The organism is Streptomyces sp. NPDC002276, assembly GCF_053891435.1.
Map to the genome: position 1 here is coordinate 127960 of NZ_JBSFCQ010000016.1, position 25556 is coordinate 153515.

At 70.2% G+C, this 25556-nt stretch carries 28 protein-coding genes; 17 read left to right on the forward strand and 11 right to left on the reverse strand.

From position 1 onward, the window contains the following. Positions 1 to 43: 43 nt before the first annotated feature. The gene (locus ACWIHT_RS34090; RefSeq protein WP_456172165.1) at positions 44 to 553 is read left to right on the forward strand and encodes a MarR family winged helix-turn-helix transcriptional regulator; all 510 of its coding nucleotides are present in this window, start codon (positions 44 to 46) and stop codon (positions 551 to 553) included. 36 nt (positions 554 to 589) lie between these two features. Here the strand turns inward: ACWIHT_RS34090 and ACWIHT_RS34095 are convergent, their stop codons facing one another. Beyond that, positions 590 to 2050 carry an FAD-dependent monooxygenase gene (locus ACWIHT_RS34095; protein ID WP_456172166.1) on the reverse strand — a complete coding sequence of 487 codons (1461 nt, stop codon included), beginning with the start codon at positions 2048 to 2050 and terminating at the stop codon, positions 590 to 592. Between the two features lie 121 nt (positions 2051 to 2171). Between ACWIHT_RS34095 and ACWIHT_RS34100 the strand changes: the two genes are divergently transcribed. After that, a complete protein-coding gene (locus ACWIHT_RS34100; protein ID WP_456172167.1) occupies positions 2172 to 2774 on the forward strand; it encodes a TetR/AcrR family transcriptional regulator in 603 nt (200 codons plus the stop codon). A 66-nt stretch (positions 2775 to 2840) separates the two neighbouring features. On the opposite strand, the gene ACWIHT_RS34105 is transcribed toward ACWIHT_RS34100, so the two are convergent. The 3 genes from ACWIHT_RS34105 to ACWIHT_RS34115 all read right to left on the reverse strand — a co-directional run bounded on the left by ACWIHT_RS34105 (position 2841) and on the right by ACWIHT_RS34115 (position 5621). Further along, a complete protein-coding gene (locus tag ACWIHT_RS34105; protein WP_456172168.1) occupies positions 2841 to 3104 on the reverse strand; it encodes a hypothetical protein in 264 nt (87 codons plus the stop codon). Positions 3105 to 3170: 66 nt separating this feature from the next. Further along, entirely contained in the window at positions 3171 to 5354 is a 2184-nt protein-coding gene (gene malQ, locus ACWIHT_RS34110) for a 4-alpha-glucanotransferase (protein WP_456172169.1), read from the reverse strand. Beyond that, positions 5355 to 5621: a hypothetical protein gene (locus ACWIHT_RS34115; protein ID WP_456172170.1), complete on the reverse strand. Its 267-nt coding sequence runs from the start codon at positions 5619 to 5621 to the stop codon at positions 5355 to 5357. 253 nt (positions 5622 to 5874) lie between these two features. Here ACWIHT_RS34115 and ACWIHT_RS34120 point away from each other — a divergent pair, with 253 nt between their 5' ends. The 3 genes from ACWIHT_RS34120 to ACWIHT_RS34130 are packed head-to-tail and all read left to right on the forward strand — an operon-like array spanning position 5875 to position 8461. Further along, on the forward strand, positions 5875 to 6408 hold the full coding sequence (locus tag ACWIHT_RS34120) for a PadR family transcriptional regulator (RefSeq protein ID WP_026178060.1): 534 nt from the start codon (positions 5875 to 5877) through the stop codon (positions 6406 to 6408). After that, positions 6405 to 7103, forward strand: a complete 699-nt coding sequence (locus ACWIHT_RS34125; RefSeq protein ID WP_456172171.1) for an ABC transporter ATP-binding protein — start codon at positions 6405 to 6407, stop codon at positions 7101 to 7103. The genes ACWIHT_RS34120 and ACWIHT_RS34125 overlap by 4 nt, the downstream gene beginning before the upstream one ends. After that, a complete protein-coding gene (locus ACWIHT_RS34130) occupies positions 7100 to 8461 on the forward strand; it encodes an FtsX-like permease family protein (protein ID WP_456172172.1) in 1362 nt (453 codons plus the stop codon). The genes ACWIHT_RS34125 and ACWIHT_RS34130 overlap by 4 nt, the downstream gene beginning before the upstream one ends. A gap of 133 nt (positions 8462 to 8594) precedes the next feature. On the opposite strand, the gene ACWIHT_RS34135 is transcribed toward ACWIHT_RS34130, so the two are convergent. Further along, complete coding sequence (locus tag ACWIHT_RS34135; protein ID WP_356017467.1) at positions 8595 to 9131, reverse strand: HNH endonuclease; 537 nt, start codon at positions 9129 to 9131, stop codon at positions 8595 to 8597. A gap of 323 nt (positions 9132 to 9454) precedes the next feature. Between ACWIHT_RS34135 and ACWIHT_RS34140 the strand changes: the two genes are divergently transcribed. After that, positions 9455 to 10552, forward strand: a complete 1098-nt coding sequence (locus ACWIHT_RS34140) for a mechanosensitive ion channel family protein (protein ID WP_456172173.1) — start codon at positions 9455 to 9457, stop codon at positions 10550 to 10552. Here ACWIHT_RS34140 and ACWIHT_RS34145 read toward each other — a convergent pair. The 5 genes from ACWIHT_RS34145 to ACWIHT_RS34165 form a co-directional block, all read right to left on the reverse strand. After that, positions 10518 to 11015 (reverse strand): hypothetical protein, encoded by a 498-nt coding sequence (locus tag ACWIHT_RS34145; RefSeq protein ID WP_456172174.1) that lies wholly within the window; start codon positions 11013 to 11015, stop codon positions 10518 to 10520. The two genes, ACWIHT_RS34140 and ACWIHT_RS34145, sit on opposite strands and share 35 nt — an antisense overlap. Before the next feature lie 161 nt (positions 11016 to 11176). After that, complete coding sequence (locus tag ACWIHT_RS34150) at positions 11177 to 11524, reverse strand: hypothetical protein (protein ID WP_456172175.1); 348 nt, start codon at positions 11522 to 11524, stop codon at positions 11177 to 11179. A 36-nt stretch (positions 11525 to 11560) separates the two neighbouring features. Continuing rightward, entirely contained in the window at positions 11561 to 11812 is a 252-nt protein-coding gene (locus tag ACWIHT_RS34155) for a hypothetical protein (protein ID WP_456172176.1), read from the reverse strand. Beyond that, complete coding sequence (locus ACWIHT_RS34160) at positions 11805 to 12158, reverse strand: hypothetical protein (protein ID WP_456172177.1); 354 nt, start codon at positions 12156 to 12158, stop codon at positions 11805 to 11807. Before ACWIHT_RS34160 ends, ACWIHT_RS34155 begins: the two co-directional genes overlap by 8 nt. 62 nt (positions 12159 to 12220) lie before the next feature. Next, positions 12221 to 12691 carry an ATP-binding protein gene (locus ACWIHT_RS34165; RefSeq protein ID WP_456172178.1) on the reverse strand — a complete coding sequence of 157 codons (471 nt, stop codon included), beginning with the start codon at positions 12689 to 12691 and terminating at the stop codon, positions 12221 to 12223. A gap of 164 nt (positions 12692 to 12855) precedes the next feature. Here ACWIHT_RS34165 and ACWIHT_RS34170 point away from each other — a divergent pair, with 164 nt between their 5' ends. Further along, positions 12856 to 13737: a helix-turn-helix domain-containing protein gene (locus ACWIHT_RS34170; protein ID WP_456172179.1), complete on the forward strand. Its 882-nt coding sequence runs from the start codon at positions 12856 to 12858 to the stop codon at positions 13735 to 13737. Continuing rightward, positions 13734 to 13910, forward strand: a complete 177-nt coding sequence (locus ACWIHT_RS34175) for a DUF397 domain-containing protein (protein ID WP_456172180.1) — start codon at positions 13734 to 13736, stop codon at positions 13908 to 13910. The genes ACWIHT_RS34170 and ACWIHT_RS34175 overlap by 4 nt, the downstream gene beginning before the upstream one ends. A 281-nt stretch (positions 13911 to 14191) precedes the next feature. On the opposite strand, the gene ACWIHT_RS34180 is transcribed toward ACWIHT_RS34175, so the two are convergent. Beyond that, entirely contained in the window at positions 14192 to 14704 is a 513-nt protein-coding gene (locus ACWIHT_RS34180) for a hypothetical protein (protein WP_456172181.1), read from the reverse strand. A 353-nt stretch (positions 14705 to 15057) separates the two neighbouring features. On the opposite strand from ACWIHT_RS34180, the gene ACWIHT_RS34185 reads away from it, so the two are divergent. The 9 genes from ACWIHT_RS34185 to ACWIHT_RS34225 all read left to right on the forward strand — a co-directional run bounded on the left by ACWIHT_RS34185 (position 15058) and on the right by ACWIHT_RS34225 (position 25555). After that, on the forward strand, positions 15058 to 15891 hold the full coding sequence (locus ACWIHT_RS34185) for a hypothetical protein (RefSeq protein ID WP_456172182.1): 834 nt from the start codon (positions 15058 to 15060) through the stop codon (positions 15889 to 15891). Between the two features lie 190 nt (positions 15892 to 16081). Further along, positions 16082 to 17308, forward strand: coding sequence for an ROK family transcriptional regulator (locus ACWIHT_RS34190; protein WP_456172183.1), 1227 nt, complete (start codon positions 16082 to 16084; stop codon positions 17306 to 17308). A gap of 129 nt (positions 17309 to 17437) precedes the next feature. Beyond that, entirely contained in the window at positions 17438 to 18775 is a 1338-nt protein-coding gene (locus tag ACWIHT_RS34195; protein WP_456172184.1) for an ABC transporter substrate-binding protein, read from the forward strand. 7 nt (positions 18776 to 18782) lie between these two features. After that, positions 18783 to 19724, forward strand: coding sequence for a carbohydrate ABC transporter permease (locus tag ACWIHT_RS34200; RefSeq protein WP_456172185.1), 942 nt, complete (start codon positions 18783 to 18785; stop codon positions 19722 to 19724). A 2-nt stretch (positions 19725 to 19726) separates the two neighbouring features. Beyond that, on the forward strand, positions 19727 to 20620 hold the full coding sequence (locus tag ACWIHT_RS34205; RefSeq protein ID WP_456172186.1) for a carbohydrate ABC transporter permease: 894 nt from the start codon (positions 19727 to 19729) through the stop codon (positions 20618 to 20620). Positions 20621 to 20626: 6 nt separating this feature from the next. Further along, positions 20627 to 21892, forward strand: a complete 1266-nt coding sequence (locus ACWIHT_RS34210; RefSeq protein WP_456172187.1) for a 6-phospho-beta-glucosidase — start codon at positions 20627 to 20629, stop codon at positions 21890 to 21892. Continuing rightward, on the forward strand, positions 21883 to 22854 hold the full coding sequence (locus ACWIHT_RS34215) for an N-acetylglucosamine kinase (RefSeq protein ID WP_456172188.1): 972 nt from the start codon (positions 21883 to 21885) through the stop codon (positions 22852 to 22854). Before ACWIHT_RS34210 ends, ACWIHT_RS34215 begins: the two co-directional genes overlap by 10 nt. Before the next feature lie 185 nt (positions 22855 to 23039). Then, positions 23040 to 24482: a hypothetical protein gene (locus tag ACWIHT_RS34220; protein ID WP_456172189.1), complete on the forward strand. Its 1443-nt coding sequence runs from the start codon at positions 23040 to 23042 to the stop codon at positions 24480 to 24482. Between the two features lie 14 nt (positions 24483 to 24496). Then, positions 24497 to 25555 (forward strand): glutamate ABC transporter substrate-binding protein, encoded by a 1059-nt coding sequence (locus ACWIHT_RS34225; protein ID WP_456172190.1) that lies wholly within the window; start codon positions 24497 to 24499, stop codon positions 25553 to 25555. Position 25556: the final 1 nt, after the last annotated feature.

Genomic DNA, 25556 nt, shown 5'->3' on the forward strand with positions numbered 1-25556 from the left:
CACTTCCTTGCGGACAACCCGCCGCCCCGCCGATACTCGACGCATGAGTGCACGCCCGGAGCAGCGCAAGGACCCCGTCGACGCGATCGTCGAGCAGTGGGCGGTGGTGCGGCCCGACCTCGACACCGCCGCGATGGAGGTCTTCGGGCGGATCTTCCGGCTCTCCCGGGCCATGGGCGACAGCATGGAGAAGGCGTACACGTCGTACGGCATCTCACGCGGCGAGTTCGACGTCCTCGCGACCCTGCGCCGCGCCGACGAGCCGTACACCCTCTCGCCGCGCGAGCTCTCCGCGACGCTGATGCTCACCACGGGCGGCATGACCGGCCGCCTCGACAAACTGGAACGGGCCGGTCTGCTCCGCCGCTCCCCCGACCCGCACGACCGGCGGGGGCTCCAAGTGACCCTGACGGAGAAGGGGTTGACGCTGATCGACGAAGCGGTCGGCGCCGGTCTCGCCGCCCAGACGACGGCCCTGTCCGGCCTCGACACGGAACAGGCCGACCAACTGGCCGACCTGCTCCGGCAGTTGCTGTCCTCGACCGAGCGATAGCCGCTCCTGGAAGGCCCGTTCAGCCGACATGCCGGTTCAGCCGACGTGTTCGGCGAGCGCCGCCTCGACCGCGGCCGGGTCGGCGGTGTCGGCCGCCCAGGCCACGTAACCGTCCGGGCGGACCAGCAGCGCCGTACGGCGGTCGCTCGCCCAGCGTTCCGGCGCCAGTCGGCCGTCGTGGGCGCTCTTCGGGGCGTAGGCCTCCGGTGTGATCAGTACGAACCGGCCGCCGCGCAGTGCCTCGTAGAGGCGGGTGCCGTTCGCGAGGGCGACGTCCGGGGCGCGGGTGCCGGTCAGGCGGTGGGTGCCTCGGGGGGCCGGGTAGGCGTAGCCGATGCCGGTGAGCTGGCCAAGGGCCTTGCCGCGGGCCGGAGTTACGTGGTCGAGGACCGTGGTGAGGGCCGCGCGCAGGGCGAGGGTCCAGGGGCGCTTGGCCATCGCGAGGCGGACGATGCCGCCGCTGCTGCGCAGGACCGCTTTGCCGACGGGGTGGCGCTCGGACTGGTAGGTGTCGAGGAGGGTCAGGGGCGCGTGGCCGCCGAACACCGCGGCCAGTTTCCAGCCGAGGTTGGCCGCGTCCTGGAGGCCGGTGTTCATGCCCTGGCCACCGGCCGGGGTGTGCACGTGCGCGGCGTCACCGGCCAGGAAGACGCGGCCCACCCGGTAGGCGGGCGCCTGGCGTTCGTCGCTGTGGAAGCGGGACATCCAGCGTGCGTCGCGCATCCCGAAGTCCGTACCGAGCGCGAGCCGGGTGATCTCCCTGACCTCGTCGAGGTCGAGGGGCTCGTCGTCGGCCGCGTCGCGGGCGCGGTTCCAGCCGATGACGCGGTAGTAGCCGTCGCCGAAGGGCGCGATGAAGGCGAAGGCGTCGCCGACCGTGGCCACGGTGAGCAGGGTGTCGGGCTTCTCGTCGAGCAGTACGTCGGCGAGGACGACGGAACGGATGACGGACCGGCCGGGGAAGGGCAGCCCGATGGCGTCCCGTACGGCGCTGCGCATTCCGTCGGTGCCGACGACGTACGCGGCGCGCAGTGACTCCGACGACCCGGTGGGCCCGCGGACCTCGACGGTCACGCCGTCCGCGTCCTGCGTCAGCCCGGTCAGCTCGGTCTCGTACCGGAAGTCCACCCCGGCCTCGACCGCGCGCCGCAGCAGGGCCTTCTCGACCTCGTACTGCGGGAGGACGAGGAGGTGGTTGAAGCGGGAGGGGAGGGGGGTGAGGTCGATGGTGAGGCGGCCGAACAGGCGGAGCCGGTCGAGGGGTTGGCCGATGGCTTCGAGTTCGTCGGCGAGGCCGCGGGCGTCGAGCTGCTCCAGGGTGCGGGCGTGCAGGACGAAGGCGCGGGAAAGGTTGCTGATCTTCTCGGGGCGCTTCTCCAGCAGGGTGACCGGGACACCGGCAACGGCGAGGTCACCGGCCAGGAGCAGGCCGGTCGGACCGGAGCCGACGACGATGACGGTGTGGCCGTCGGGGTTGCTGGTGCCGGTGCGGTTCATGGTGACCTCCTGATGCCATAGCGCCAACACTTGTTTGCCAACGCCTGTTTGCCAACGCTCGTTGACGAGACTAGAACCACCTTCCTGGACTGTCAACACGTGTTGGCCTACGCTTGTTGGCATGAACGACAGCGCCAGCACAAGCGGCACGGGCCCAGGCCCGAGCCCCACCCCCCGCCGCTCCGACGCCACCCGCGCCGCCATCCTCGAAGCCGCCCGCGAGCGCTTCGCCGCCGACGGCTACGAGCGCGCCACCATCCGCGCCATCGCCAAGGACGCCCGGATCGATCCGTCGATGGTGATGCGCTACTACGGCAACAAGGAGGGACTGTTCGCGGCGGCCGTCTCCTACGACCTGCGGCTGCCGGACCTCAGCTCGGCCGCGCGGGACGAGGTGGGCCACGCCCTGGTGACGCACTTCCTCGCCATGTGGGAGGAGAACGAGGAGCTGACGGCGATGCTCCGGGTCGGCGCCACGAACCAGGGCGGGGCCGAGCGGATGCAGGCGATCTTCCGGGAGCAGTTGCTGCCGGTCGCGCGGCAGGCGTGCCCCGACCCGGAGCAGGCGCCGACGCGGGCCGGGCTGGTCGCCTCGCAGCTCCTGGGGCTCGCGCTCACCCGTTATGTGCTGCGCATCCCGCCGACCGTGGCGCTGACCCGCGAGGAGATCACGGTCTGGCTCGGGCCCACGGTGCAGCGGTACCTGACCGCGCCGAGCCCGTGAGCGGACATGCCAAGGGCGCCCGCCTCACCGCTGTGGGTGATGCGGGCGCCCTTCGGAAAGGTGGGGTCAGGCCTTCGTGCCGGTGGCGGACTTGGCCTTCGGCGCGCGGTCCTTGGACTTGTCCAGCGCCATGACGAGGCCCGCGATGATCGCGAACAGCGCCAGCGGGATCAGGACATAGAGCCCCAGCGTCTCGGCGACGCTCAGGCCGTTGCCCGGGTCGTCGCCGTCGTCGCGGGTGAGCGCGAGCGCGGGGGACGTCATGAGCAGCATCATCAGCGTCGTACCGGCAACCAGAGCACCGGCGCGCAGGGCGTTCTTCTTGTCCACACCGCAAAAGTAGCGAACGCCCGAACGAGCCGCGCGCCCGGGGGTGCCGTATGGGGCGTACCGGCGTCAGAGCCCCCCTTCCGCGCCTCCTTCCGGGCCTCCGTCCGGGCCTCCGTCCGGGCCTGCCCCCGCGCCCTCACCCGAGCCTCCTTCCGCACCGGCCTCCAACCCCACCCGCAGCACATCCACCAGCGCGTGCAGGCGCGGCGACGCGGCGAGTTCCTCCAGGGTCACGGGGCGGCCCTCCGCGTCGGCGATCGGGAGGCGCCAGTTCGGGTACTGGTCCCACGTGCCGGGGAGGTTCTGCGGGCGGCGGTCGCCGATCGCGTCGGGGAGCCAGACGCCGATCATGCGGGCGGGCGTGCGGAGCAGGAAGCGGTGGACGGCGTGGATCTCCGCCTCCTCCTCGGACGCGGGCCGCCCGCCGCCGCCCGTCGCGGGTTCGTAGAGACCGAGCCGGGCCAGCAGGGCCAGCCACTCCCCCACGTCGGTGGCGGACTCGATCCGCTCCTCCTCCACCGGGCGGGTCAACAGGCCCAGCCGGTCCCGGAGTTCGACGTGTTCGCCGGTGAGGCGGGCCGCAGTGGGCGGCAGGTCGTGGGTGGTGGCGGTGGCCAGGCAGTCGGCGCGCCACCCCTCGGGCGCGAGGGGGCGGCCGTCGCCGTCCCAGTCCCGTTCGAACCACAGCACCGACGTGCCGAGCACCCCGCGCTCCTGCAACTCCTCGCGCACACCCGGCTCTACGGTCCCCAGGTCCTCGCCGATCACCACCGACCCGGCGCGCGAGGCCTCCAGCGCGAGGATCGCGAGCATGGCCTCGGCGTCGTAGCGGACGTAGGTGCCCTCGGTGGGCGGGCCGCCCTGGGGGACCCACCACAGGCGGAACAGGCCCATGACGTGGTCGATGCGCAGGGCACCCGCGTAGCGGAAGAGCGCGCGGAGCAGACGGCGGTACGGGGCGTAGCCGGAGTCGGCGAGGCGGTCGGGGCGCCACGGGGGCAGACCCCAGTCCTGACCGAGGGAGTTGAAGGCGTCGGGGGGTGCGCCGACCGACATGCCGGCCGCGAAGTGGTCCTGCTGCGCCCAGGCGTCGGCGCCGTCGGGATGCACGCCCACGGCGAGGTCGTGCACGACTCCGAGCGGCATGCCCGCTTCCCGTGCGGCCCGCTGGGCGGCGGTGAGTTGGGTGTCGGTGAGCCAGGCGAGGCGGGAGTGGAAGTCGACGCGGTCCATCAACTCGGCGCGGGCGCGGGCGGTTTCGGGTGAGCGGGGGTCGCGCAGCCCGGCGGGCCAGCGGTGCCAGTCCGAGCCGTGCACCTCGGCGAGGGCGGACCAGGTGGCGTGGTCCTCCAGCGCCTCGCCCTCGCGGGCGAGGAAGTCGACGTAGGCGGCCCGTCGTCCGGGGCCGAGGGGGACCCGGCGGACGAGTTCCAGCGCCTCCCGCTTCAGCTCCCACACGGCGTCGCGGTCGATCAACGCGCCCTTCTCCAGGACGGATTCACGCAGCCGCGCGGCTCGTTCGAGGAGTCCGCGCACCTGCTCGCGCTCCTCGACGTACGCGAACTCGGGGACGTCCTCGACCCGCAGGTACACCGGGTCGGGGAAGCGGCGCGAGGACGGGCGGTAGGGCGAGGGGTCGGTGGGGGCGCCGGGCACGGCCGCGTGCAAGGGGTTGACCTGCACGAATCCGGCGCCGAGCGCCCGCCCGGCCCAGGCGGTCAGCTCGCCCAGGTCACCGAGGTCGCCCATGCCCCAGGAGTGCCGGGAGAGCAGCGAGTAGACCTGCACCATCAGTCCGTACGACCGTCCGGCGGGCGTCGGCAACCGGTCCGGGGCGACGACGAGATGGGCCTCGGCGCTGCGGCCGTCCGGGGCGGTGGCGGTCAAGTGGTGGACGCCTGGCGGGAGTTGGTCAACACCCGTCCGGGTCTCGCCCTGTTCGGTCTCGATGTGCAGCCGGGTGCCCTCGGGCAGTGCGTCGAGCGCGGCGGGGGTGCCGCCGTGCCGGCCCACGACGGTGGGCGGCAACAGCCGTTCGGCCAGCTCCTGTTGGCGGGCGGCGAGCGCGGCGCGTACCGCCTGCGAGGTGCTCGCGTCGACGCCGAGGGCGGCCAGTACGGCGGCGACGGCGCCGGGCGAGGCCGGGACCGCGCGGTCCGGGGAGGGGCGGTAGGCGGTGGCGACGCCGTGCAGTTCGGCGAGGAGCGACAACTCCTCGCCGAGGGCTTCGTCCGGCCGGGGTGCTGTCATCTAGGGCCTCGTCGAGTCCGGGTCGGCGAATACGGCGGACTCGCTGGTGAGCGGGGCCGTGTCGGCGAGCGGGGGCTCGCTGGTGAGGGGTTCGACGTCGGTCAGCGGCGGTTCGCTGGTGAGCGGGGTCTCGGCCCAGGCGCCCTCGGAGTCGACGTGGAACAGGTCGGGTTCGAGGGCGAGTTCGAGGTCGGGTTCGAGGTCGGCGGAGCGCTCCGCGGTGCGTTTGGAGCGGGCTGGGAGCGGAAGTGATGCCGATGCGGCCACGGTGGCCTCCTTGCCGGGACGGTCGGGACGGTCGGGACGGTCGGGACGGTCGGGATGGTCAGGACGGTCGGGATGGTCGGGATGGTCGGGTCGGGCGACTGGCTGGTCACCGCAGCCCTACCCAGTGGGCGCGACGGCAGACCTCCAGGTTGGGGTACGGGCGGCACGGCGGCCACCCCCGTACCGCGCACCCCGTACTTTTCCCGCTGATCACTATTCACTCAGTACATGTACCCAGTGCATACTGATCCGCATGAGCACCCGCCACATCCTGCTGGGCCTGCTCGCCCAAGGACCGAGCCACGGCTACGACCTGAAGCGACGCCACGACGAACGCTTCCCGCAGGCCCGTCCGCTGGCGTACGGGCAGGTCTACACGACCCTGCAACGCCTGGTCAGGGACGGTCTCGCGGAGGTCGACGGCACCGGCTCGGACGGCGGCCCGGAGCGGACCGCGTACCGCTCGACGGCGGAGGGTGCGCGTGAACTCGCCCACTGGGCAGGGGAGATCGCGCCGCCCGCGCCCTTCGTGACGAACGAGATCTTCGCCAAGGTCGTCGTCTCGATCCTGTCCGGCGGCGACCCGGAGGCGTATCTGCGGGCCCAACGCGCCGCCCACATGGAGCGGATGCGCGAACTCACGGCGCTCAAGACCGCCAAGGGCGCCGACCTGGCGACCGTGCTCTCGGCGGACTACGCCCTCAACCACCTTGACGCGGACCTCCGTTGGATGGCGACGACGGCGGCCCGGCTGACCACTCTGACCGCGGAGGTCGACACAGCATGAGCGACATCGGGGGTACGGCGGCGCCGCTGCTCGCGGCCCGGGACCTCGCCAAGGCGCACGGCAGGACCCGGGCGCTGGACGGCGCCTCGGTCGACCTGGCGGCCGGCGAGATCCTCGCCGTCACGGGCACCAGCGGCAGCGGCAAGAGCACGCTGCTGCACTGCCTGGCCGGGATCGTCCGCCCGGACGCGGGGACAGTGACGTACGCCGGGGAGCGGCTGGACGAGCTGCCCGAGAAGCGGCTGAGCGAGCTGCGGCGCACGGAGTTCGGGGTGGTGTTCCAGTTCGGGCAGCTGATACCCGAGCTGACGGCCGTCGACAATGTGGCGCTGCCCCTGCTGCTGGCGGGGGTCACCCGTACGCAAGCGCAGGAACAGGCCGGTGAGTGGCTGGAGCGGTTCGGGGTGCGCGGGCAGGCGGAGTCGCGGCCGGGCGAGCTGAGCGGCGGCCAGGCCCAGCGGGTGGCGCTCGCCCGGGCCCTGGTGACCGGCCCGCGGATCGTCTTCGCGGACGAACCGACCGGCGCGCTGGACTCCCTGGCGAGCGAGCGGGTGATGACGGCCCTGGTCGGCGCGGCCCGCGACGCGGGTACGGCGGTGCTGCTGATCACCCATGACGCGCAGGTCGCGGCCTACGCGGACCGTGAGGTCCGGCTGGCGGACGGGACCGTGGCGCGGGCGGGGGTGACGGCGTGAGGGCGCTGCTCGCCGATCTGCGGCTGGCCTGGCTGCTCACCCGGGGGTCCGACCGCCGGGAGTGGTGGCGCGTCCTGCTGACCGCCGTAGGGGCGGCGCTGGCGACCGGTCTCGGGCTGGTCCTCGCCGCGTTGCTGCCGCTGGAGGGGCAGCACACCGTGCCCGTGGGCGGCGGTGTGCTCGACCAGCCCGGTACCCGGATCGGGGTGGTCGCCGCGCTGCTGCTGCTCTTCATCCCGGTGCTCGGCTTTCTGGGCCAGTGCGCCCGCGTGGGCGCGGTGCACCGCGACCGGCGGCTGGCCGCGTTGCGGCTCGCCGGGGCCACCCCCGGCCAGACGCGGCGGATCGCGGCGCTGGAGTCCGGGCTGGCCTGTCTGGCGGGGTCGGCGGTGGCCACGGCGTTCTCGGTGGCGGCCCTGTTGCGGCTGTGGCACAGCCCGGTCCCGGCGGCTTGGGCGGGCATCGCGGTGGTGACCGTCGGAGTGCCGGTGCTGGGCGCGACGGTGAGCGCGCTGGCGTTGCGCCGGGTGGTGGCGTCTCCCCTGGGGCGGATACGGCGGCTGCGGCCGGCCGAAGGTCCGGGGCGGCTGTTCCGGGTGGCGACGGCGGTGCTGGCGCTGATGGTGGTGTACATCGTGACCACCCCCTTCCACGACGTGCCCTTCGAGTTCGCCCTGACTCCCCTCACGATCGTCGGCGTGTGCCTGCTGATCGGTGCCGTGGCGGTGTGGCTGACCGGCGCCTCGGCCCGGCAGCTCGGTGAGGGCCTGGCCGCCCGCGCCCAACGCCCGGCGGTGCTGATCGCGGCGGAGCGGCTGCGCGACGATCCGTGGGCGGCGGCCCGTACACATGCGGCGGTCCTGCTGGTGACGGTCGTCGGCTCGGGTTTCATGGGGATGCGGCAGGTGCTGCTCTCGGTCCTGCGTGCCCGGCCGGACCGGTACGCGGGGGACATCGGGTTCTACGAGAACGGCCTGAACCTGGTGGGCCTCGCGCTCCTCTTCGCACTCGCCCTGGTCCTGACCGCGCTCGCCGTCGGCACCGCCGAGTCCGTCGCCACCCGGCGCCGGGGACTCGCCGCCCAGGTGGCGAGCGGAGTGCCGTACTCGGTGCTCGCGCGGGCGACCTTGCTGGAGACCGCGGTGCCGCTGGCACCCGCGCTGACGGTGGCGGGCCTCGGCGGCCTGACGGTCGGCGTCTGGTACGGCTCCGCCGCCTCGGACCACCTGTCCGTCCCCGTGCCGTACGACGCGCTGCTGGTGCCGGTCGCGGTGTACGCGGCCTGTCTGCTGGCGGCGGCCACGTCGCTGCCGCTGCTGCGCCGCTCGGTGCGTCCTGGCGAGCTGCGGTACGCATGACGGTCCGCCCCGGGGGCACAGGGGACTCCCGGGGCGGACCGTTCCGTACCGTCTCGTCGTCGTACGGAACCGGGTGTTGCGAGGTGCAGCCGGGTACAGCGAGGTACAGCGGGGTACACAAAAGCCCGGATCGTCAGGCGGAGATGCCGTCGATCCGGGCCATCGCGTCCTCCGCGCCGTATGGCTGGAGGTACGGCAGCCAGCGCGGGTCCCTGTGCCCGGTCCCGATGATGCGCCAGGCCAGGCCGGTGGGTGGGGCAGGTTTGTGGCGCAGCCGCCAGCCGATCTCGAAAAGATGTCGGTCGGCCTTCACGTGGTTGCAGCGGCGGCAGGACGCCACCACGTTGTCCCAGACGTGTTTGCCCCCGCGGCTGCGCGGAATGACATGGTCGACGCTGGTTGCGACGCCACCGCAGTACATGCACCGGCCCCCGTCGCGCGCGAAGAGCGCCCGCCGGGTAAGAGGAACGGGCCCCCGATAGGGAACCCGCACGAATCGCTTGAGCCGGACCACGCTGGGTGCGGGGACTGTGACGGTTGCGCTGTGCATATAGGCGCCGGATTCCTCCAGGGAGACGGCCTTGTTCTCCAGGACGAGGACGAGCGCGCGGCGGAGCGGTACGACGCCGAGTGGCTCGTACGACGCGTTGAGGACCAGGACATGCGGCACGGATGCCTCCTTGTGCGTCGGCGGCGCGTGGCTCGCGCCGGGACGATCTGTAGTCAGTCTCCCCTCATGCCTGGTGGAAGCGCCACCATGTCCCGGTAACGGGCTGGGAGTGTTTTCGACCACATGTGATCCGTCCCCGGGACGGCCGTTGGTTCGTCCCACCTGTTCTTTCCCGGCCAGGCACGTTCTCTCCCCCCGAGACGGCAACGATCCTCACGCGTTGCCCCGATAGTGTGGTGGGCCTGCCTTCTCGGTGACCTATTCGTGACCTTGACCGTGCCGGACCATGCCGGGGGCAGACGCAGCACCTGGAGGTACCTGCCGTGTCCTTGTCCGCCGTCCTACTGGCCGCCGCCTCGCCGTCGCCGTCCCCGAGCCCCTCGGAGACCACGGTGACCGTGCCCACGCTCCAGGACGCCCAGGAGAGCGCGACCAACGCAGCGAGTTGGGTCGAGCAGAACTGGTCCACCTGGCTGGCGATCGGGCTGCGGGTGCTGCTGATCCTGGTGATCGCGGCGGTGCTGAGAATGACGGTGCGGCGGGCGATCACCAAGCTGATAGACCGGATGAACCGCACGGTCGAGTCGGTGGACGGCACGGCGCTGGGCGGCCTCCTCGTCAACGCGGAGCGCCGCCGCCAGCGCTCCCAGGCGATCGGCTCGGTCCTCCGCTCGGTGGCGTCGTTCGTGATCCTGGGCACGGCCGCGCTGATGATCCTGGGCACGTTCGAGATCAACCTGGCGCCGTTGCTCGCCTCCGCCGGTGTCGCGGGCGTGGCGATCGGTTTCGGCGCCCGCAACCTGGTCACGGACTTCCTCTCCGGCGTCTTCATGATCCTGGAGGACCAGTACGGCGTGGGCGACCAGATCGACGCGGGGGTGGCCTCCGGCGAGGTCATAGAGGTGGGCCTGCGCGTGACGAAACTCCGCGGCGACAACGGCGAGATCTGGTACGTCCGCAACGGCGAGGTCAAGCGCATCGGCAACCTCTCCCAGGGCTGGGCCACGGCGGGCGTGGACGTCACGGTCCGCGCGTCGGAGAACCTGGACCGAGTGAAGGCGACCCTGGACGCGGTCTCGGAACGCATGAGCAAGGAAGAGCCCTGGAACGAACTGCTCTGGGGCCCGATCCAGGTCCTCGGCCTCGACAGCGTCCTCATCGACTCGATGGTCGTCCGCCTCTCCGCCAAGACCATGCCGGGCAAGTCGGTGAGCGTGGAGCGCGAGCTGCGGTGGCGGGTGAAGCGGGCCTTCGACGAGGCGAACATCCGGATCGTGGGCGGGGCGACGGCCGACCCGATGGACGATGTGGCGGATCCTACGGAGTCGGTGGCGGCGCCTTCGGTGTACTCGAACTCGGACTCGCCTCAGGTGGCGGCTACTTCGCCTATTTCCTCGCCGCGGGGGTCGGGGACGCGGTAGCGGGTCGGGCGGGACCGCAGGTCATGTCGTAGGCCTCCTGTACCCAGGCCAGTTTCCCGCCCTCCTTCCCGGGATCCACACCGCACTGCAATGAGGCGCCGCTACTGCTGTAGTAACCCGTCACGCTGCCGCGAGCGGGAGGAGCGGCGGGGCAGTCGACGGTGAAGCTGGCCCGGACGACCTGGGCGCCGGCGGCCTCGACGAAGCGTCCCGCCCCTCCGAGGAAGTCGACTTCGACGCCTTTCCTCACGGCCTCGGAGGTCGTACTCCGAAGGACCGAGGCGTCGACGTCCAGACGCCGTGCGAGAGCCGCGAAGACACGACGGGCGCTCACGGTCGCGTCACTCACCTCGACCCGGGATGCCACGGAGCGGACGGGATCGAGGGGGAACCGGACCTTCCCGTCGGTCTTGGCGACCTCGATCACCGGGGAGACCCCGAGCAGCTCCGTCTCCTTCGTCACCCGGCCCCAGTGGATGGCCCCTCGGGCACAGGAGGGAGACGCGGACGCGGTGACGGACGCCCCCGCGGAACCCCCGGCCCGACCGGCGCCGTCCGCGGTACAACCCGCGGCGACGGGCACAAGGCCACACACCAGCACCGCGAGCCAGGCACGCGAACCCTTCATTGGACCTCCCCCTGTCCGGCGGCCGGCCGCGCCCGCCCTCTCCGCTCGGCTCCCGTATCGAAGAACCGCTCCACATACTCGCCGACCGGCAACTCGCTCTCCCTCATGAGGGAGAAGACCTCGGCGCCTTCCCCCGGCTCGTCGTACATCTGGTACGCCTCGGCGAATTCGGTGTACTCGACGCTGTCGAGGTCGGCGCAGTACTCACGCGCCTCCGACTCCCCCCGCTCGATCGCCTCGTCGAACGACGCGGCCCACCACAGGGTCACCCGCTCTTCGTAGACGCCGAATTCGTGATCGCGGAACACACACCGGACGCCGTACCAGGACTGCTCGCTCACCATGCCCCCGCTCATCGCCGCCGCGTGGCCGGTGAAGCACTATCCGAACCAGCTCACCTGGACCAACACGATCCGCTCCCCACGCACATCTGTGAGATAGGTGAGCATAAGCAACCCACGACTCTCGGTGCGCACCCCGGGGCCGGGCCCGGTATAGGCGGCGCCCTCCAGAAAGACCATGGACTCACGTACGGCGATCTCGTTGGCCAGCCGCTCCGTCTCGGCGCGGGCCGCGTCCGGGAGTCCGTCCAGCATGTCGTCCTGGAACAGCTCCCAGCGCAAGTCAGCCACCCGCGACCTCGCGGTGCGCGGCGCGGACGATCTCCCCGGCCTCGCGTACGGCACGGTCGCGTACGGCGGGGTCGGCGCTGTTGATCGCCTGCTCGGCGGCGTGCAGTCGGCGCGCGGTCTCCGGGTGGCGTTCGATCTCGACGATCACACCCCACTCCCGGTAGAACATGCGGATCGGTACGACGCTGTCCTCGTCGCCGGCCCGTACGAACGCCTTCTGCACGTCCTCGAAGAACTCCGGGAGGCGAGAGGGGACGACGGTGGCCACGGCCTGCCGAAGTGCAGCGAGCGTGAGGTCGGGACGGGGGATCAACGGAGCGTCCCCCTCCGCGTACGGCATGGTCATCGGCCGCCCCTTCCGCTCACCGAGCGCCCTTGTGGCACGTGCCCACGCTAACGCCATTCCCGTCACTCCCTCACGCCCACGAGCGGATTGCCCACTGCGGGGTCAGGGCCGAGCACCCACTCCGCGTACACGGTCTTGCCGACGGACCGTGGCTCCCACCCCCAGTGGTGGGACAGGGCGCCGACCAGCAGTAATCCCCGCCCGAACTGATCCGTGTCCCCTGCCGGGCGCGGAGTCGGCAAGCGTTCGCCGCGCGGGTCACTGACCTCGACGCGAAGAACGACACCGGTGTCCGTGATCCGTACCCGGATGAGACGGTCCCGCAGGCTGCCGTGCAGCAGCGCGTTGCTCATCAACTCCGATACGACGAGGGCGACATCACCGGCGAGGGCGGGGTGTCCCCACTCGGTGACGAGCCGTGCGGCGCGACGACGGGCGAGGGGGACGCTGCGGGTGACGGGGGTGTAGTCGAGACGGTCGTCATGCGGGACGGGGGCTGTGTCGGTGTCGCGGGCTGTGGGGGGTTCGGTCATGGCGCACCTCCGTGTGCGGTCCGCTCACCGTGAGCGCCGCAGAGTTAGCTGACGAACACCGACCGTAGCGATCCACTTGCCCCGGGCACAAGTCGTTCGGAGACAATTGTCTCCACGAGGCGAAAGTCGTCGACTCACGCCAGCGACAGAGCGACACTTGGGCCGTGAACCGATCAGCTGAACTGGGAAACAGGGCGTCAACTGTGCTGGGACGCAAGCTCGGTAGCGAGCTGCTGCGCCTGCGCGACGCCGCTGGAAAAACCCAGCAACAGGCCGCCGAGACCATCAGCGCGACCAACTCCAAGATCGTGAAGATGGAGCGCGGCTGGGTACCGATGCGGGACCCCGACATCCGGGTGCTGTGCGAGTTCTACGGGCTGGCGGAGTCCAAATCCGTAGCCCGGCTACTGGAGTTGGCGAAGCTCGACCGTGAACGCCGGAAGGCCAAGGGGTGGTGGCAGCACTCGCCGCAGGCGGAGGCCATGGCGGAGTACATCGCGATGGAGGATGCGGCGACCCGCGTGCGGACCTGGCAACAGGCCTTCGTACCCGGCCTGTTGCAGACACCCGAGTACGCGCGAGGCGTGGTGGTCAGCGAGGGGCTGTGGCAGGACCCCGACGAGATCGAGGGTTTCGTCGACGTCCGCATGAGGCGACAGGCCCGCCTGTCGGGGCCCGAGCCGCTTCAGGTCTACGCGGTGATCGGAGAAGGTGCGCTACGACAGCAGGTCGGCGGCCCCGAGGTGATGCGCGCACAGTTGCAGCACCTGTTGAAGACGGCCCAACTCCCCAATGTCCGCCTCCAGGTGCTGCCCTTCCGAGCCGGCGGCCACGCCTGCATGGCAGGCTCGTTCAACATCATCTCCTTCGCCGAGACCGAGGCGGTGGACGTGGTCCACGTCGACAGCATCGCGGCTACCGTGTGGGTCGAGAACGACGCCGAAAGCTCGACGTACAGTTCGTTCTTCGAACGCACGGCACGGCTGAGCCTGGCCCCCAAGGACTCGCTCGGCCTGATCGAGAGCATCAGCGAGGACATGCAGTGACGAACGGCTTCGACTTCGTGAAGTCCAGCTACAGCAGTGGCAGCGGCGAATGCCTCGAAGTCGCCCGAAACATCCCCGGCACGATAGCCGTCCGCGACTCCAAAACCCCTGGTGGCCCGCTCCTCCGTCTGACCCCCACCACCTGGGCGAAGTTCACCGCAACACTCCACTGACAGCCAGAAGTGCAACACTCCAGCACCGAGCATCCCCGTGCACCGCCCGTCTTCGAAGACCCGCCATTGCTCGGCATACCGCTCTCCGAGACTCCACAGCTCCGCCAGCGTCGGATTCATGTCCTTGCGCGCCGCGAGATACGTACGCAGATCCTGGCCGGCCTGTCGGCGCGCCTCGATGACGTACTCCACACCGTCCTCCTCGGCCTCGTCCCACCTCTGCCGATACGCGTCGATGTCGTCAAGCGTTGCCCGACCCCGCAGGACGTCCTCGACGAAGGTCACGAAGGCCACGACTGTTCCCCGGCCGCGACCCGTCGGTCCTCGGGCTCCATCAGCCCCAACTCCCGTGCCATCTGGCACAACGCCACAAAGGAAGCCCCCCGCCGCACCCCCGAAACCCCCGTGTACTCCGCCCCCTCGCGGAGGTCGAGCAGCACCGTCCCCGACGCCTCGTCGAAAGTGATGGAGCCCCAGACCGTGTGTCTGCGGAGGCTCGGGCGCCAGTGAAACCACAGTTCCTCGCGGCCCTTCTCCGCCGTGACGACGGACCGGTCGGACGCCTTCAGTTCCGTGCGCATTCGGTCGGACCAGCCCACGGAGGGCCGTAGCGCGCGGAGTTGGTGGGTCTGGCGGCGGGCGAGGGCGTCGGGGGTGAGGGGGATACCGGCCATGCGGGCTCGTCGCCGTAGGGACGGGCGTACCGCTACAGCCCACGCGGCCCGTACCGCCCGTACGGCGTTGACGGCGGGCGTGCGCCCCGCCTCCTGCCGGTACTCGGCCAACACGGTCATGCCCGCACCACCCCTCTCGCCGTTCCCCTTGTCCCGCAAACGCCGTTGATCAAAAGTCAGGATTCTGTGAGGTGGCTGGCAGGGTGGATCGGTTCCATCACGAATCGGCCTCGGGAGTGGAGCCGTCGCGGCCGAAAAGCGTCCAACAAGCCGCGCAATTGCGGCAGATCAGCCAAATCCCCAGCTCCCGCTCCCACCTGCGCCTTTGTCCATCGTGACGAAGCCGTGATGCGATCACCTTCACAGGTTGATCTCATTTCCCTCGCAGGCCCCTCATGCCTAAGGTCGCCCCACGACGGGCCCTTGTTCTGGAGCGCAACGCCCAGGGGTCGGTTTCGAATGTGGGGACAAGAATGAGAAAGCTCGCCATCGGTGTCGCCCTGAGCGGTGCCCTGGCCCTGACCGGTCTGGCCGCGCCGCTCGCGCAGGCCGCGACGCCGGATCTGGTCTTCTCGGGTGTGACGGTCAACAAGGGGAAGGCGATCGTCGTCGGCACCACCGCCGCGGTGAAGGTGCCCGTGACGTACACGCTGACGCGGCCGACGGACCTGGTCGTCGACGGCAAGACGACGTTCGCGGGGATCATGCTCTACCGCGGCCGGCTCGCCGACATGGACAACGACATCGAGAGCACCCTCGCGCCGACCTGCAAGACGACGGCCACGACGGACACCACCGTCACCGAGTCCTGCTCCGACACGATCACGATCGATCCGGAGGAGAGTCTGTACGAGGCCGCAGACGCGACCACCTGGAACGTCGGCGGTTTCTACGGCCACATAGACATCGACGCGGACGACTCCGACGACAAGATCAGCACGTCGAGCGACTTCGCGGCCTGGGGCGGCAAGGGGAAGGTCAAGGTGCAGCGGGCGGCGAAGCTCAGCGCCAACGCCTCGCCCGAGCCCGTGAAGAAGGGGAAGACCATCACGGTCACCGGCAAGCTGACGCGCGCCGACTGGGAGAACGAGGTCTACACCGGTTACGTGTCCCAACCCGCCAAGTTGCAGTTCCGGGCGAAGGGTTCGAGCACCTACACCACCGTGAAGACGGTCACCACCACCAAGGGTGGCGCGCTGAAGACGACCGTGAAGGCGACCAAGGACGGTTACTTCCGCTACGTCTTCGCCGGCACCGCCACCACCGGCGCGGCCACCGCCGCCGGTGACTACATCGACGTTCAGTAGGACAAGAAGAAGCACCAGTACCTTCACCCACCGCCCCCGCAGGTAACGAGTCTGTTGCCTCGGGGGCGGTGTCTATTGACGCCCCCTTCGTCCCGGGCTTACGTTCCTCCCACCCAATAGGAAACTTTCCTAACAGTGATCACGTGACACGCTGGGTGGTTCGAGAGTTCGAGAGGCAGGTGGCGTCGACATGGCAGGAACCTCCGGTACCCCGGGCACGGGTACCCCGGGCACCCCCCGCGTCCTGCGCGCCATGAACGACCGCGCCGCCCTGGACCTCCTCCTGGAGCACGGCCCGCTCTCCCGCACCCGGATCGGCAAGCTCACCGGACTCTCCAAGCCGACCGCCTCCCAGCTGCTCGCCCGGCTGGAAGCAGCCGGGCTCGTCCTCGCCACAGGGACCAGTGAGGGACGGCCGGGCCCCAACGCCCAGCTCTACGTGGTCAATCCGGGCGCCGCGTACGCCGCCGGGCTCGACGTCACGCCGGAGCGCATCCGCGCCGCCGTCGCCGATGTCACCGGCCGCACGGTGGGCGAGTTCGAGCTCGCCACCCCCGGCCGACGGCCCGCCCAGCCCGTCGTGCGGCAGGTGACGGACGCCCTCGACGGCGCGGTGAAAGCCGCCGGGCTCGCGCGGGGCGACATCCACCGCCTCGTCATCGGGACCCCCGGCGCCTTCGACCCCAACACCGGGCGGCTGCGGTACGCCTCGCACCTGCCGGGCTGGCACTCCCCCGCCCTGCTCGACGAACTCGCCGCCGCGCTGCCGATGCCGGTGGAGTACGAGAACGACGTCAACCTCGTCGCCATAGCCGAGCAGCGGCTCGGCGCGGCCCGCGGGCACGGCGACTTCGTGCTGCTGTGGAACGAGGGCGGTCTCGGCGCCGCCCTGGTCCTCGGCGGCCGACTGCACCGCGGCTGGACCGGCGGCGCGGGCGAGGTCGGCTTCCTGCCCGTGCCGGGCGCACCCCTGGTCCGCCAGGTGACCAAGGCCAACAGCGGTGGTTACCAGGCACTGGCGGGCTCCCAGGCCCTGCCCCAACTCGCCCGCGAACTCGGCATCACCGAGATTCCGACGGGTCCCTACGCCGAGGTCGCCGCCGCCCTCGTCGCCACCGCCGCCGACCACACCACCGGACCCCGGCGGCGGCTCCTGGAGATCTACGCGACCCACCTCGCGACCGGTCTCGCCTCGCTCGTCTCCGTGCTCGACCCCGAACTCGTCGTCCTCAGCGGTGCCTCGCTGACCGCGGGCGGCGAGCCCCTACGTGCCCTCGTCCAGGCCGAGTTGGAGGAGCTGGCGGCGTCCCGGCCCCGGCTCGTCGTCGGCGACGTCCATGAACAGCCCGTGCTGCGCGGCGCGTTGGAAAGCGCGCTGGCAACGACCCGCGACGAGGTCTTCGACACCTCGCGCTGACCCCACCGGCCGGCTCCGGTTCCCCCAGACCCCCGTCGGCCCACCTCTACCCACCCCCCTCGGCTTCCCCAACCACCTCGCCCCGCCCCGCCCTTGGGAGACCTCGCCATGCCCGGAACACCCCGGAAGATGTCCGTAACATCCCGGAAAGCGGCTGTCGCGCTCGCCGCCACCGCCTCCTTCGCCCTGCTCGCCACCGCCTGTACGGGGCAGTCCTCGTCCGGTGCCTCCGACGACGCCTCGAAGGACGTCACGATCAACTTCTGGCACGCCTGGAGCGCGGCCTCCGAGCTGAGCGCCGTGAAGTCGCTGGTCGCCGGGTTCGAGAAGGCGCACCCCAACATCCATGTGAACGTCGTCGGCAACATGACGGACGACAAGATCAACCAGGCGCTGCGCACCGGCGGCGGCAAGTCCCCCGACGTGATCTCGTCGTTCACCACCAACAACGTGGGCAAGTTCTGTTCCTCGGGCGCCCTGGTCGATCTCAACCCCTTCTTCAAGAAGGACGGCATCGACCCGGAGACCACGTTCCCCAAGGCGATGAACGAGTACACCCAGTTCGACGGCAACCGCTGCACCGCTCCCCTGCTGGGCGACGCGTACGGCCTCTACTACAACAAGACGGAGTTCAAGAAGGCCGGCATCACCAGCCCGCCCAAGACCTGGTCCGAATTCGAGGCCGACGCGAAGAAGTTGACCATCAGCAAGGGCGACACGTACTCGCAGCTCGGGTTCATGCCGGACTACCACGGCTGGGAGACCACGACCGAGCACATCTTCGCTCAGTTCTCGCCGACGTACTTCGACAAGAGCGGAAACTCGGCGCTCGCCACCGACCCCGCGTTCAAGGCCGGGTTCACGCTCCAGAAGAAGCTCGTCGACGAACTCGGCGGATTCAAGAAGCTGGAGAGCTACCGCTCCACGCTCGGCGACGAGTGGGGCGACAAGCACCCCTTCCACACCGGCCAGGTCGCGATGCAGCTCGACGGTGAATGGCGGCTCGGGATGGCGCTGGCGGCAAATCCCAAGCTGGACATCGGAGTTGCCCCGCTGCCCGTCCCGGACGACCAGGCCGCCCAGTACGGCAAGGGCTACATCACCGGCACGATCACCGGCATAGCCGCCAACAGCAAGAAGCAGAACGCCGCTTGGGAGTTCGTCAAGTACATCACCACGGACACGGACGCGGTGGTGAACTTCTCCAACGGCATCCACAACGTGCCCTCCACGCTGGCCGCCCTCAAGTCCCCGAAGCTGAAGTACGACCCGCGCTTCAAGACCTTCCTGGACATCGCGTCGAACCAGTACTCGACGACAAGTCCCGCCTCGATCAACGGCGGTGTGTATCTGACGACGATCCAGAACCTCGGATACGACTACGAGAGCGGCAAGGTGAAGGACCTGGACTCCGCCTTGAAGAGCACCGCCAAGCAGATCGACACCGACATCGCGCAGGCGAAGTAGCCCCGGAATGAGCACCATTACGTTGGCGTCGAAGCGCCGCCGGTCGGCGCTTCGCACTCTCGCCTTCATGTCGCCCTGGCTGATCGGCTTCGCGGTCTTCTTCGCGTATCCGCTGATCTCGACGGTCTATTTCTCGTTCATGCACTACGACGGCTTCAAGCCGCCGACGTGGGTGGGGACGAAGAACTGGACGTACGTCTTCAAGAACTATCCGTACTTCTGGCCCGCGATGCGCAACACCCTGTGGCTGGTCGTGGTGATGGTCAGCCTCCGGGTTGTATTCGGCCTGGGCGTCGGCCTGTTGATCACCAAGATCAAGACGGCGACCGGCGTCTTCCGGACCCTCTTCTACCTGCCGTACCTCGCCCCGCCGGTCGCGGCGACGATGGCGTTCGCGTTCCTCCTCAACCCCGGTACCGGGCCCGTCAATTCGATCCTGGAGAAGGTCGGCATCCCGGCCCCGGGCTGGTTCAACGACCCCGCCTGGTCCAAGCCCGCGCTCACCCTGCTCGCCCTCTGGGGCATCGGCGACCTCATGGTCATCTTCATGGCCGCGCTGCTCGACGTACCCCGAGAGCAGTACGAGGCGGCCGAGTTGGACGGCGCGTCGGCCTGGCAGCGGTTCCGGTTCGTCACGCTGCCGAACATCTCACCCATCGTGATGTTCGCGGTGGTCACCGGCGTGATCCAGACCATGCAGTACTACACACAGCCACTCATCGCCGGGAAGGTCGCGTCCGGCGTGATCCAGGGCGCGGGCACTCAGTTCGAGCCCGGCTACCCGGAGAAATCCACGCTCACCCTTCCCCAGCTCGTCTACAACCTCGGCTTCCAGCGCTTCGACTACGGCTCGGCCTGCGTGGTGGCACTCGTCCTGTTCGCCCTGTCGATGGTGTTCACCGCGTTCCTGATGCGGCGCCGTGGCGGACTCAACCTGGCAGGTGACTGACCATGGCCCAAGTACTGGACAAGCCCGTGGAGTTGAGGGCGCCGGTGACCCCCGCGGAGCGCACCGCCCGCCGCAAGGCGTTCATCGAGTGGATCGCGATCCACTCGCTGGGCGTCGCCGCCGCGCTCTTCTTCACGCTGCCCTTCGTCTTCGTGTTCCTGACCTCGCTGATGAGCGACAGCCAGGCCCTCAGCCGGGACCTGATCCCGCACACCTGGGAGTGGGGCAACTACAAGAAGGTCTTCGACACCCCGGGCTTCCTCACCTGGTGGAAGAACACGCTGATCTACGCCGGTCTCGGCACCGTCCTGACCGTCGTGTCCTCGATCCCGGTGGCGTACGCGCTCGCCAAGTTCCGCTTCCGGGGCCGGAATCTGTCGCTGATGCTGGTCATCTCGATGATGATGCTGCCGCCGCAGGTCGTGATCATCCCCATGTACCTGTTCTGGGCCAAGCAGTTGGACCTCTCGGGCACCCTGTGGCCGCTGATCATCCCGATGGCGTTCGGGGACGCGTTCTCGATCTTCCTCCTTCGCCAGTTCCTGATGACGATCCCGAACGAGTACCTGGACGCGGCGAAGGTCGACGGCTGCGGCGAGTTCAAGACGCTGCTGCGGGTCGTGCTGCCGATGGCCAAGCCGGGGATCGCGGCCGTCGCGCTCTTCCAGTTCTTCTACGCCTGGAACGACTACTTCGGGCCGCAGATCTACGCGTCCGAGAACCCCGGTGCCTGGACGCTGAGTTACGGCCTGGAGTCGTTCAAGGGCGCGCACCACACCGACTGGAATCTCACCATGGCCGCGACCGTGCTGGTCATGGCCCCCGTGATCCTCGTGTTCTTCTTCGCGCAGAAGGCGTTCGTCGAGGGTGTCACGCTCACCGGAGTGAAGGGTTAACCACCAATGAAACTGGCCGTGGTCGGCGGAGGCTCGACCTACACACCCGAACTCATCGACGGTTTCGCCCGGTTGAGGGACACCCTGCCCGTCGAGGAACTGGTCCTCGTCGACCCGGCGCCCGAACGCCTGGAGCTGGTGGGCGGGTTGGCCCGCCGGATCTTCGCCAAGCAGGGGCACCCCGGGAAGATCGTCACGACGTCCGACCTGGACGCCGGCGTCGAGGGCGCCGACGCGGTGCTGCTCCAGCTCCGCGTCGGCGGGCAGGCGGCCCGCGAGCAGGACGAGACCTGGCCGCTGGAGTGCGGCTGCGTCGGTCAGGAGACGACCGGCGCGGGCGGCCTCGCCAAGGCGCTGCGGACCGTACCGGTGGTCCTCGACATCGCGGAGCGGGTCCGCCGCGCCAACCCGAACGCCTGGATCATCGACTTCACCAACCCGGTGGGGATCGTGACCCGCGCCCTGCTCCAGGCCGGCCACAAGGCGGTCGGGCTGTGCAATGTGGCGATCGGTTTCCAGCGGAAGTTCGCCGGACTCCTCGGGGTCAGCGCGAACGATGTGCACCTCGACCATGTGGGCCTCAACCACCTCACCTGGGAGACCGGTGTGCGGCTCGGGGGTCCGGAGGGCGAGAACGTCCTGCCCAAGCTGCTCGGCGAGTTCGGCGACGACATCGCCGCCGACCTGAGCCTGCCCCGGGTGCTGCTCGACCGGCTCGGCGTCGTGCCGTCGTACTACCTGCGGTACTTCTACGCGCACGACGAGGTCGTACGGGAGCTGCGGACCAAGCCGTCCCGGGCCTCCCAAGTGGCGGAGATGGAACGCGAGTTGCTGAAGATGTACGCCGATCCGGCGCTCGACGAGAAGCCCGCGCTGCTCGCCAAGCGCGGCGGTGCCTACTACTCCGAGGCCGCCGTGGATCTGGCCGCCTCGCTGCTCGGCGGGGGCGGGAGTCCCTACCAGGTGGTGAACACGTACAACAAGGGCACGTTGCCGTTCCTGCCGGACGACGCCGTCATCGAGGTGCAGGCGGCCGTCGGCGCGAAGGGCGCGACGCCGCTCGGTGTGGCCGAAGTCGACCCGCTGTACGCGGGGTTGATGGCGAATGTGACCGCGTACGAGGACCTCGCCCTGGAGGCCGCGCTGCGCGGTGGCCGGGACCGGGTGTTCCGGGCGCTGCTCTCGCATCCCCTGATCGGCCAGTACGAGTACGCCGAAGCCCTGACCGACCAGTTGATCGCGCACAACCGGGAGCACCTCGCGTGGGCCTGACCGCAAGTGTCCTCGCCGTCGACGCGGGCAACAGCAAGACCGACGTCGCGGTCGTGGCGGCCGACGGGGAGATCCTCGCCACGGCCCGCGGCGGCGGGTTCCGGCCCCCCGTCGTGGGCATCGAGACGGCGGTGGACAACGTGGCGGAAGCCGTCGCCCGGGCCTTCGCGGACGCGGGGGTGAGCGGCGTCCAGCATGTGTCGGCCTGTCTCGCCAACGCCGACTTCCCCGTGGAGGAGGAGCAGTTGGCCGCCGCGCTGGGGGCGCGCAGGTGGGGCACGAGCGTGGAGGTGCGCAACGACACGTTCGCGGTGCTGCGGGCCGGGATACCCGAGCCGCGCGGGGTGGCCGTGGTGTGCGGGGCGGGCATCAACTGCGTCGGCATGCGGCCCGACGGCCGTACCGCGCGTTTCCCGGCGCTCGGCCGTATCTCCGGTGACTGGGGCGGCGGTTGGGGCCTGGCGGAGGAGGCCCTGTGGCACGCGGCCCGCGCCGAGGACGGCCGGGGCGGCCCCACGGCCCTGGCGCGTACGCTCCCGGCGTACTTCGGCCTGGACTCGATGTACGGCCTCATCGAGGCGCTGCATCTCGAACAGATCACGAATGAGCGGCGGCACGAGTTGACACCGGTGCTGTTCGCGACGGCGGCGGACGGCGACCCGGTGGCCCGTTCGATCGTGGACCGGATGGCGGAGGAGGTGGTGGCGATGGCGACGGTCGCGCTGACCCGCCTCGATCTGCTCGACGAGGAGGCGCCGGTGCTGCTCGGCGGCAGCGTCCTCGCCGCCCGGCATCCCCAACTGGACGACCGTATAAGGGAGTTGCTGGCCGCGCGGGCGCCCAAGGCGGTGGCGACGGTGGTCACCGCGCGGCCGGTCCTCGGCTCGGTGCTGCTGGGGCTCGACCACGTGGGTGTTCCGGCCGAGGCGCATGTGCGGGCGCGGGGGTACTACGAGCACTGACACCCGGGAACCGAACAGATTCCCACGGCGTATTCATGGACAAGGGGGCGGTGGGGGGCGTTGTGTGGTGCCGGAAATCCGGTCATCACGCTGCGATCCGATCAAGATCCAGTGAAGGCCCGTGCGGAATGTCAGTCCTGGCGGCGATACTTGCGGCGACGGGATGACCCTGGGGGAGGTCAGCGGTGACACAACCGCCGAAGAGCAGTACGGCGCCACCGGGCGCGGGCGTGCCCACGATGCCGGTGTTGCCGGCACAGTCGGGCCGACTGGCGCCCACGCCCCGGCGTGCGCCGGACGCGGCACCCGCGCGCCGTACGGCGCTGGCCGAGGGCGTCGACCAGTTGCGCGCGGCCGCCACCACCGAACCGGGGCGGCTGCGGGCCATCGGCGCGCTGCTGGCCCTGCTGGTGGTCGCGTTCGGCGCCGTCACCGCCTGGCAGACCGACAGCCGGGCCACGGCGGCCGGCGACGTGCTCCACCACAGCCAGCCGCTCAGCTCGGACGCGGCGGACATCTACCGCTCGCTCGCGGACGCCAACACGATGGCGGCCACCGGGTATCTGGCGGGGTTGCAGGAGACGCAGGGCACCCGCAAGCAGTACGAGGACGACATCAGGACGGCCGCCTCGAAGCTCGTCACGGCCGCCGCGAACACCGACCCGGGTTCGTCGTCCGCGGCCATCATCACGGATCTCAACGAACTCCTGCCGGAGTACAAGGGGTTGGTCGAGTCGGCCCGCGCCAACAACCGGCAGGGCTTCCCCGTCGGCGGCGCCTATCTGCGCGCCGCGAACGACACCATGCAGAACAAGATGCTTCCGCAGGCCCAGAAGCTCTACCAGAACGAGAACGCGCGGCTGAGCACCGACTACGGGAACGCGACGCCGTACCCGTGGTTCGCGATCGCCCTCGGGCTCGTCGCCCTCGGCGGACTGGCCTGGGCCCAGCGGCGCAACTACCAGCGCACCAACCGGGTGTTGAACCACGGCCTGGTCGCCGCCTCCGCCACCACCGCGGTCGTCCTGCTCTGGGTGGTCGTCGGCCACACCGTCGCCCGCGCGGGCCTCAACGACTCCTACGACCACGGGGTCAAGTCGCTGAACGTGCTGCACGACGCCCGCATCGCCTCCCTGAAGGCCCGCAGCGACGAGAACCTGACGCTGGTCAGCCGCGGCGCCGAGACCCACGAACTCGCGAACGGCACGGTCATGGACGCCTACGACTGGGGCTACGACCAGGAGATCGCCGCGCTGGGCAAGGGCCTGAAACTGGCCGACTCGCTCGCCGACGACTCCGCGGGCCGCAAGCCCGTCGCGGTCGCCAACAGCTCCATGACGGTGTGGATCTCCCGCCACAAGCAGGTCAGTTCGGACAACGACGCGGGCAACTACCAGGCGGCCCGCGACGGTGTCATCGGCAAGGACGGTGCGACGGCCGAGTGCTTCCAGGCCGTGGACGCCTCGCTGGAGACGGCGCTGGACCACGAGACCAAGGAGTTCCAGCGGTCCGCGGGTGACGGCCTGGACGCCATGACCGGCCTCACCGTGGGCGCCGCGGTGCTCGCCGTGCTCGGTGCGGCCGGCGCCGTGCTGGGCATCGGGCGCAGGCTGTCGGAGTACCGGTGAAAGGGGGCGTGACCATGCGAGCACGCAGTGACGTTCTTCGCCGCCTGAGGGCCGTACGGCGCCTGCGGATCAGCCTGCGGGGCTGGGGCGGGGTGGGTGCGATGGCGGCCGTCTGCGTCCTCGCGGTCGCGTTCGTCCTGCTGCTGCCGCTCACCCAGTCGCGCGGCGAGACCGGCGCCGACGTCGGCGGACAGCGCACGGCCCAGGGCATCCAGGCCAAGGCCGCCAAGTGCGACGACAGCACCGTCCAGGACCAGAGCCCGTCCCCCTCGGACGCCGGGGGCACCACGATCGACGCCATCAAGGAGCGCGGTGTCCTGCGGGTGGGCGTCGACCAGAACAGCTACCGCTGGGGCTACCGCGACCCGAACAGCGCCAAGGGCGACCTGGCGGGTTTCGACATCGACGTCGTCACGGCCATCGCCAAGAACATCTTCGGCAGCTCCTACAACGACAACAGCATCCAGTTCCTGGCCATCCCGACCAACGAGCGCATCCCGGCGATCCAGAACAACCGCGTCGACATGGTCGTCCGCACCATGACGATCACCTGCAAACGCGCCGAGCAAGTCGCCTTCTCCGCCCCGTACTTCGTCACCGGTCAGCAGGTCCTCGCCCCGAAGGTGTCGTCGATCACTGGCTACAACGACACCCTCGCGAACAAGCGGGTCTGCTCGGCGGACTCCTCCACGGCGAACGACCGTCTGAACGCCGACAAGGGCCACAAGATCCCCGCCAGCGTCAAGATCATGGACCCCGTCCCCAACCAGCTGGACTGTCTGGTGAAGCTCCAACTCGGCGAGGCCGACGCGGTGGTGACCGACGGCGCGCTCGCCGCCAGCCAGGCCGCGCAGGACCCGACGGTGGAGCTGAAGGGCGGCTCCTTCACCACCGAGTACTACGGCGTGGCGATGAATCTGAAGGCCACCGATCTGGTACGCCGGGTCAACCGAATACTGGAGACCTACCGCACCAGCCCCGACGGCTGGCAGGCGTCGTACACGAAATGGCTGCTGCCCACCCTGCACGCCGACTCGAAGTCCGCCAACCCACCTGTACCGAAGTACAAGTGAC

What these genes read in the sequence shown, in the direction of transcription:
- ACWIHT_RS34200 (WP_456172185.1), top strand. Translation starts at nt 18,783, where the DNA reads ATGAGCACCATTACGTTGGCGTCGAAGCGCCGCCGGTCGGCGCTTCGC.
- ACWIHT_RS34160 (WP_456172177.1), bottom strand. Translation starts at nt 12,158, where the DNA reads ATGACCATGCCGTACGCGGAGGGGGACGCTCCGTTGATCCCCCGTCCC.
- ACWIHT_RS34120 (WP_026178060.1), top strand. Translation starts at nt 5,875, where the DNA reads ATGAGCACCCGCCACATCCTGCTGGGCCTGCTCGCCCAAGGACCGAGC.
- ACWIHT_RS34150 (WP_456172175.1), bottom strand. Translation starts at nt 11,524, where the DNA reads ATGGTGAGCGAGCAGTCCTGGTACGGCGTCCGGTGTGTGTTCCGCGAT.
- ACWIHT_RS34185 (WP_456172182.1), top strand. Translation starts at nt 15,058, where the DNA reads ATGAGAAAGCTCGCCATCGGTGTCGCCCTGAGCGGTGCCCTGGCCCTG.
- ACWIHT_RS34225 (WP_456172190.1), top strand. Translation starts at nt 24,497, where the DNA reads ATGCGAGCACGCAGTGACGTTCTTCGCCGCCTGAGGGCCGTACGGCGC.
- ACWIHT_RS34205 (WP_456172186.1), top strand. Translation starts at nt 19,727, where the DNA reads ATGGCCCAAGTACTGGACAAGCCCGTGGAGTTGAGGGCGCCGGTGACC.
- ACWIHT_RS34095 (WP_456172166.1), bottom strand. Translation starts at nt 2,050, where the DNA reads ATGAACCGCACCGGCACCAGCAACCCCGACGGCCACACCGTCATCGTC.
- ACWIHT_RS34125 (WP_456172171.1), top strand. Translation starts at nt 6,405, where the DNA reads ATGAGCGACATCGGGGGTACGGCGGCGCCGCTGCTCGCGGCCCGGGAC.
- ACWIHT_RS34165 (WP_456172178.1), bottom strand. Translation starts at nt 12,691, where the DNA reads ATGACCGAACCCCCCACAGCCCGCGACACCGACACAGCCCCCGTCCCG.
- ACWIHT_RS34100 (WP_456172167.1), top strand. Translation starts at nt 2,172, where the DNA reads ATGAACGACAGCGCCAGCACAAGCGGCACGGGCCCAGGCCCGAGCCCC.
- ACWIHT_RS34210 (WP_456172187.1), top strand. Translation starts at nt 20,627, where the DNA reads ATGAAACTGGCCGTGGTCGGCGGAGGCTCGACCTACACACCCGAACTC.
- malQ (WP_456172169.1), bottom strand. Translation starts at nt 5,354, where the DNA reads ATGACAGCACCCCGGCCGGACGAAGCCCTCGGCGAGGAGTTGTCGCTC.
- ACWIHT_RS34090 (WP_456172165.1), top strand. Translation starts at nt 44, where the DNA reads ATGAGTGCACGCCCGGAGCAGCGCAAGGACCCCGTCGACGCGATCGTC.
- ACWIHT_RS34195 (WP_456172184.1), top strand. Translation starts at nt 17,438, where the DNA reads ATGTCCGTAACATCCCGGAAAGCGGCTGTCGCGCTCGCCGCCACCGCC.
- ACWIHT_RS34180 (WP_456172181.1), bottom strand. Translation starts at nt 14,704, where the DNA reads ATGACCGTGTTGGCCGAGTACCGGCAGGAGGCGGGGCGCACGCCCGCC.
- ACWIHT_RS34190 (WP_456172183.1), top strand. Translation starts at nt 16,082, where the DNA reads ATGGCAGGAACCTCCGGTACCCCGGGCACGGGTACCCCGGGCACCCCC.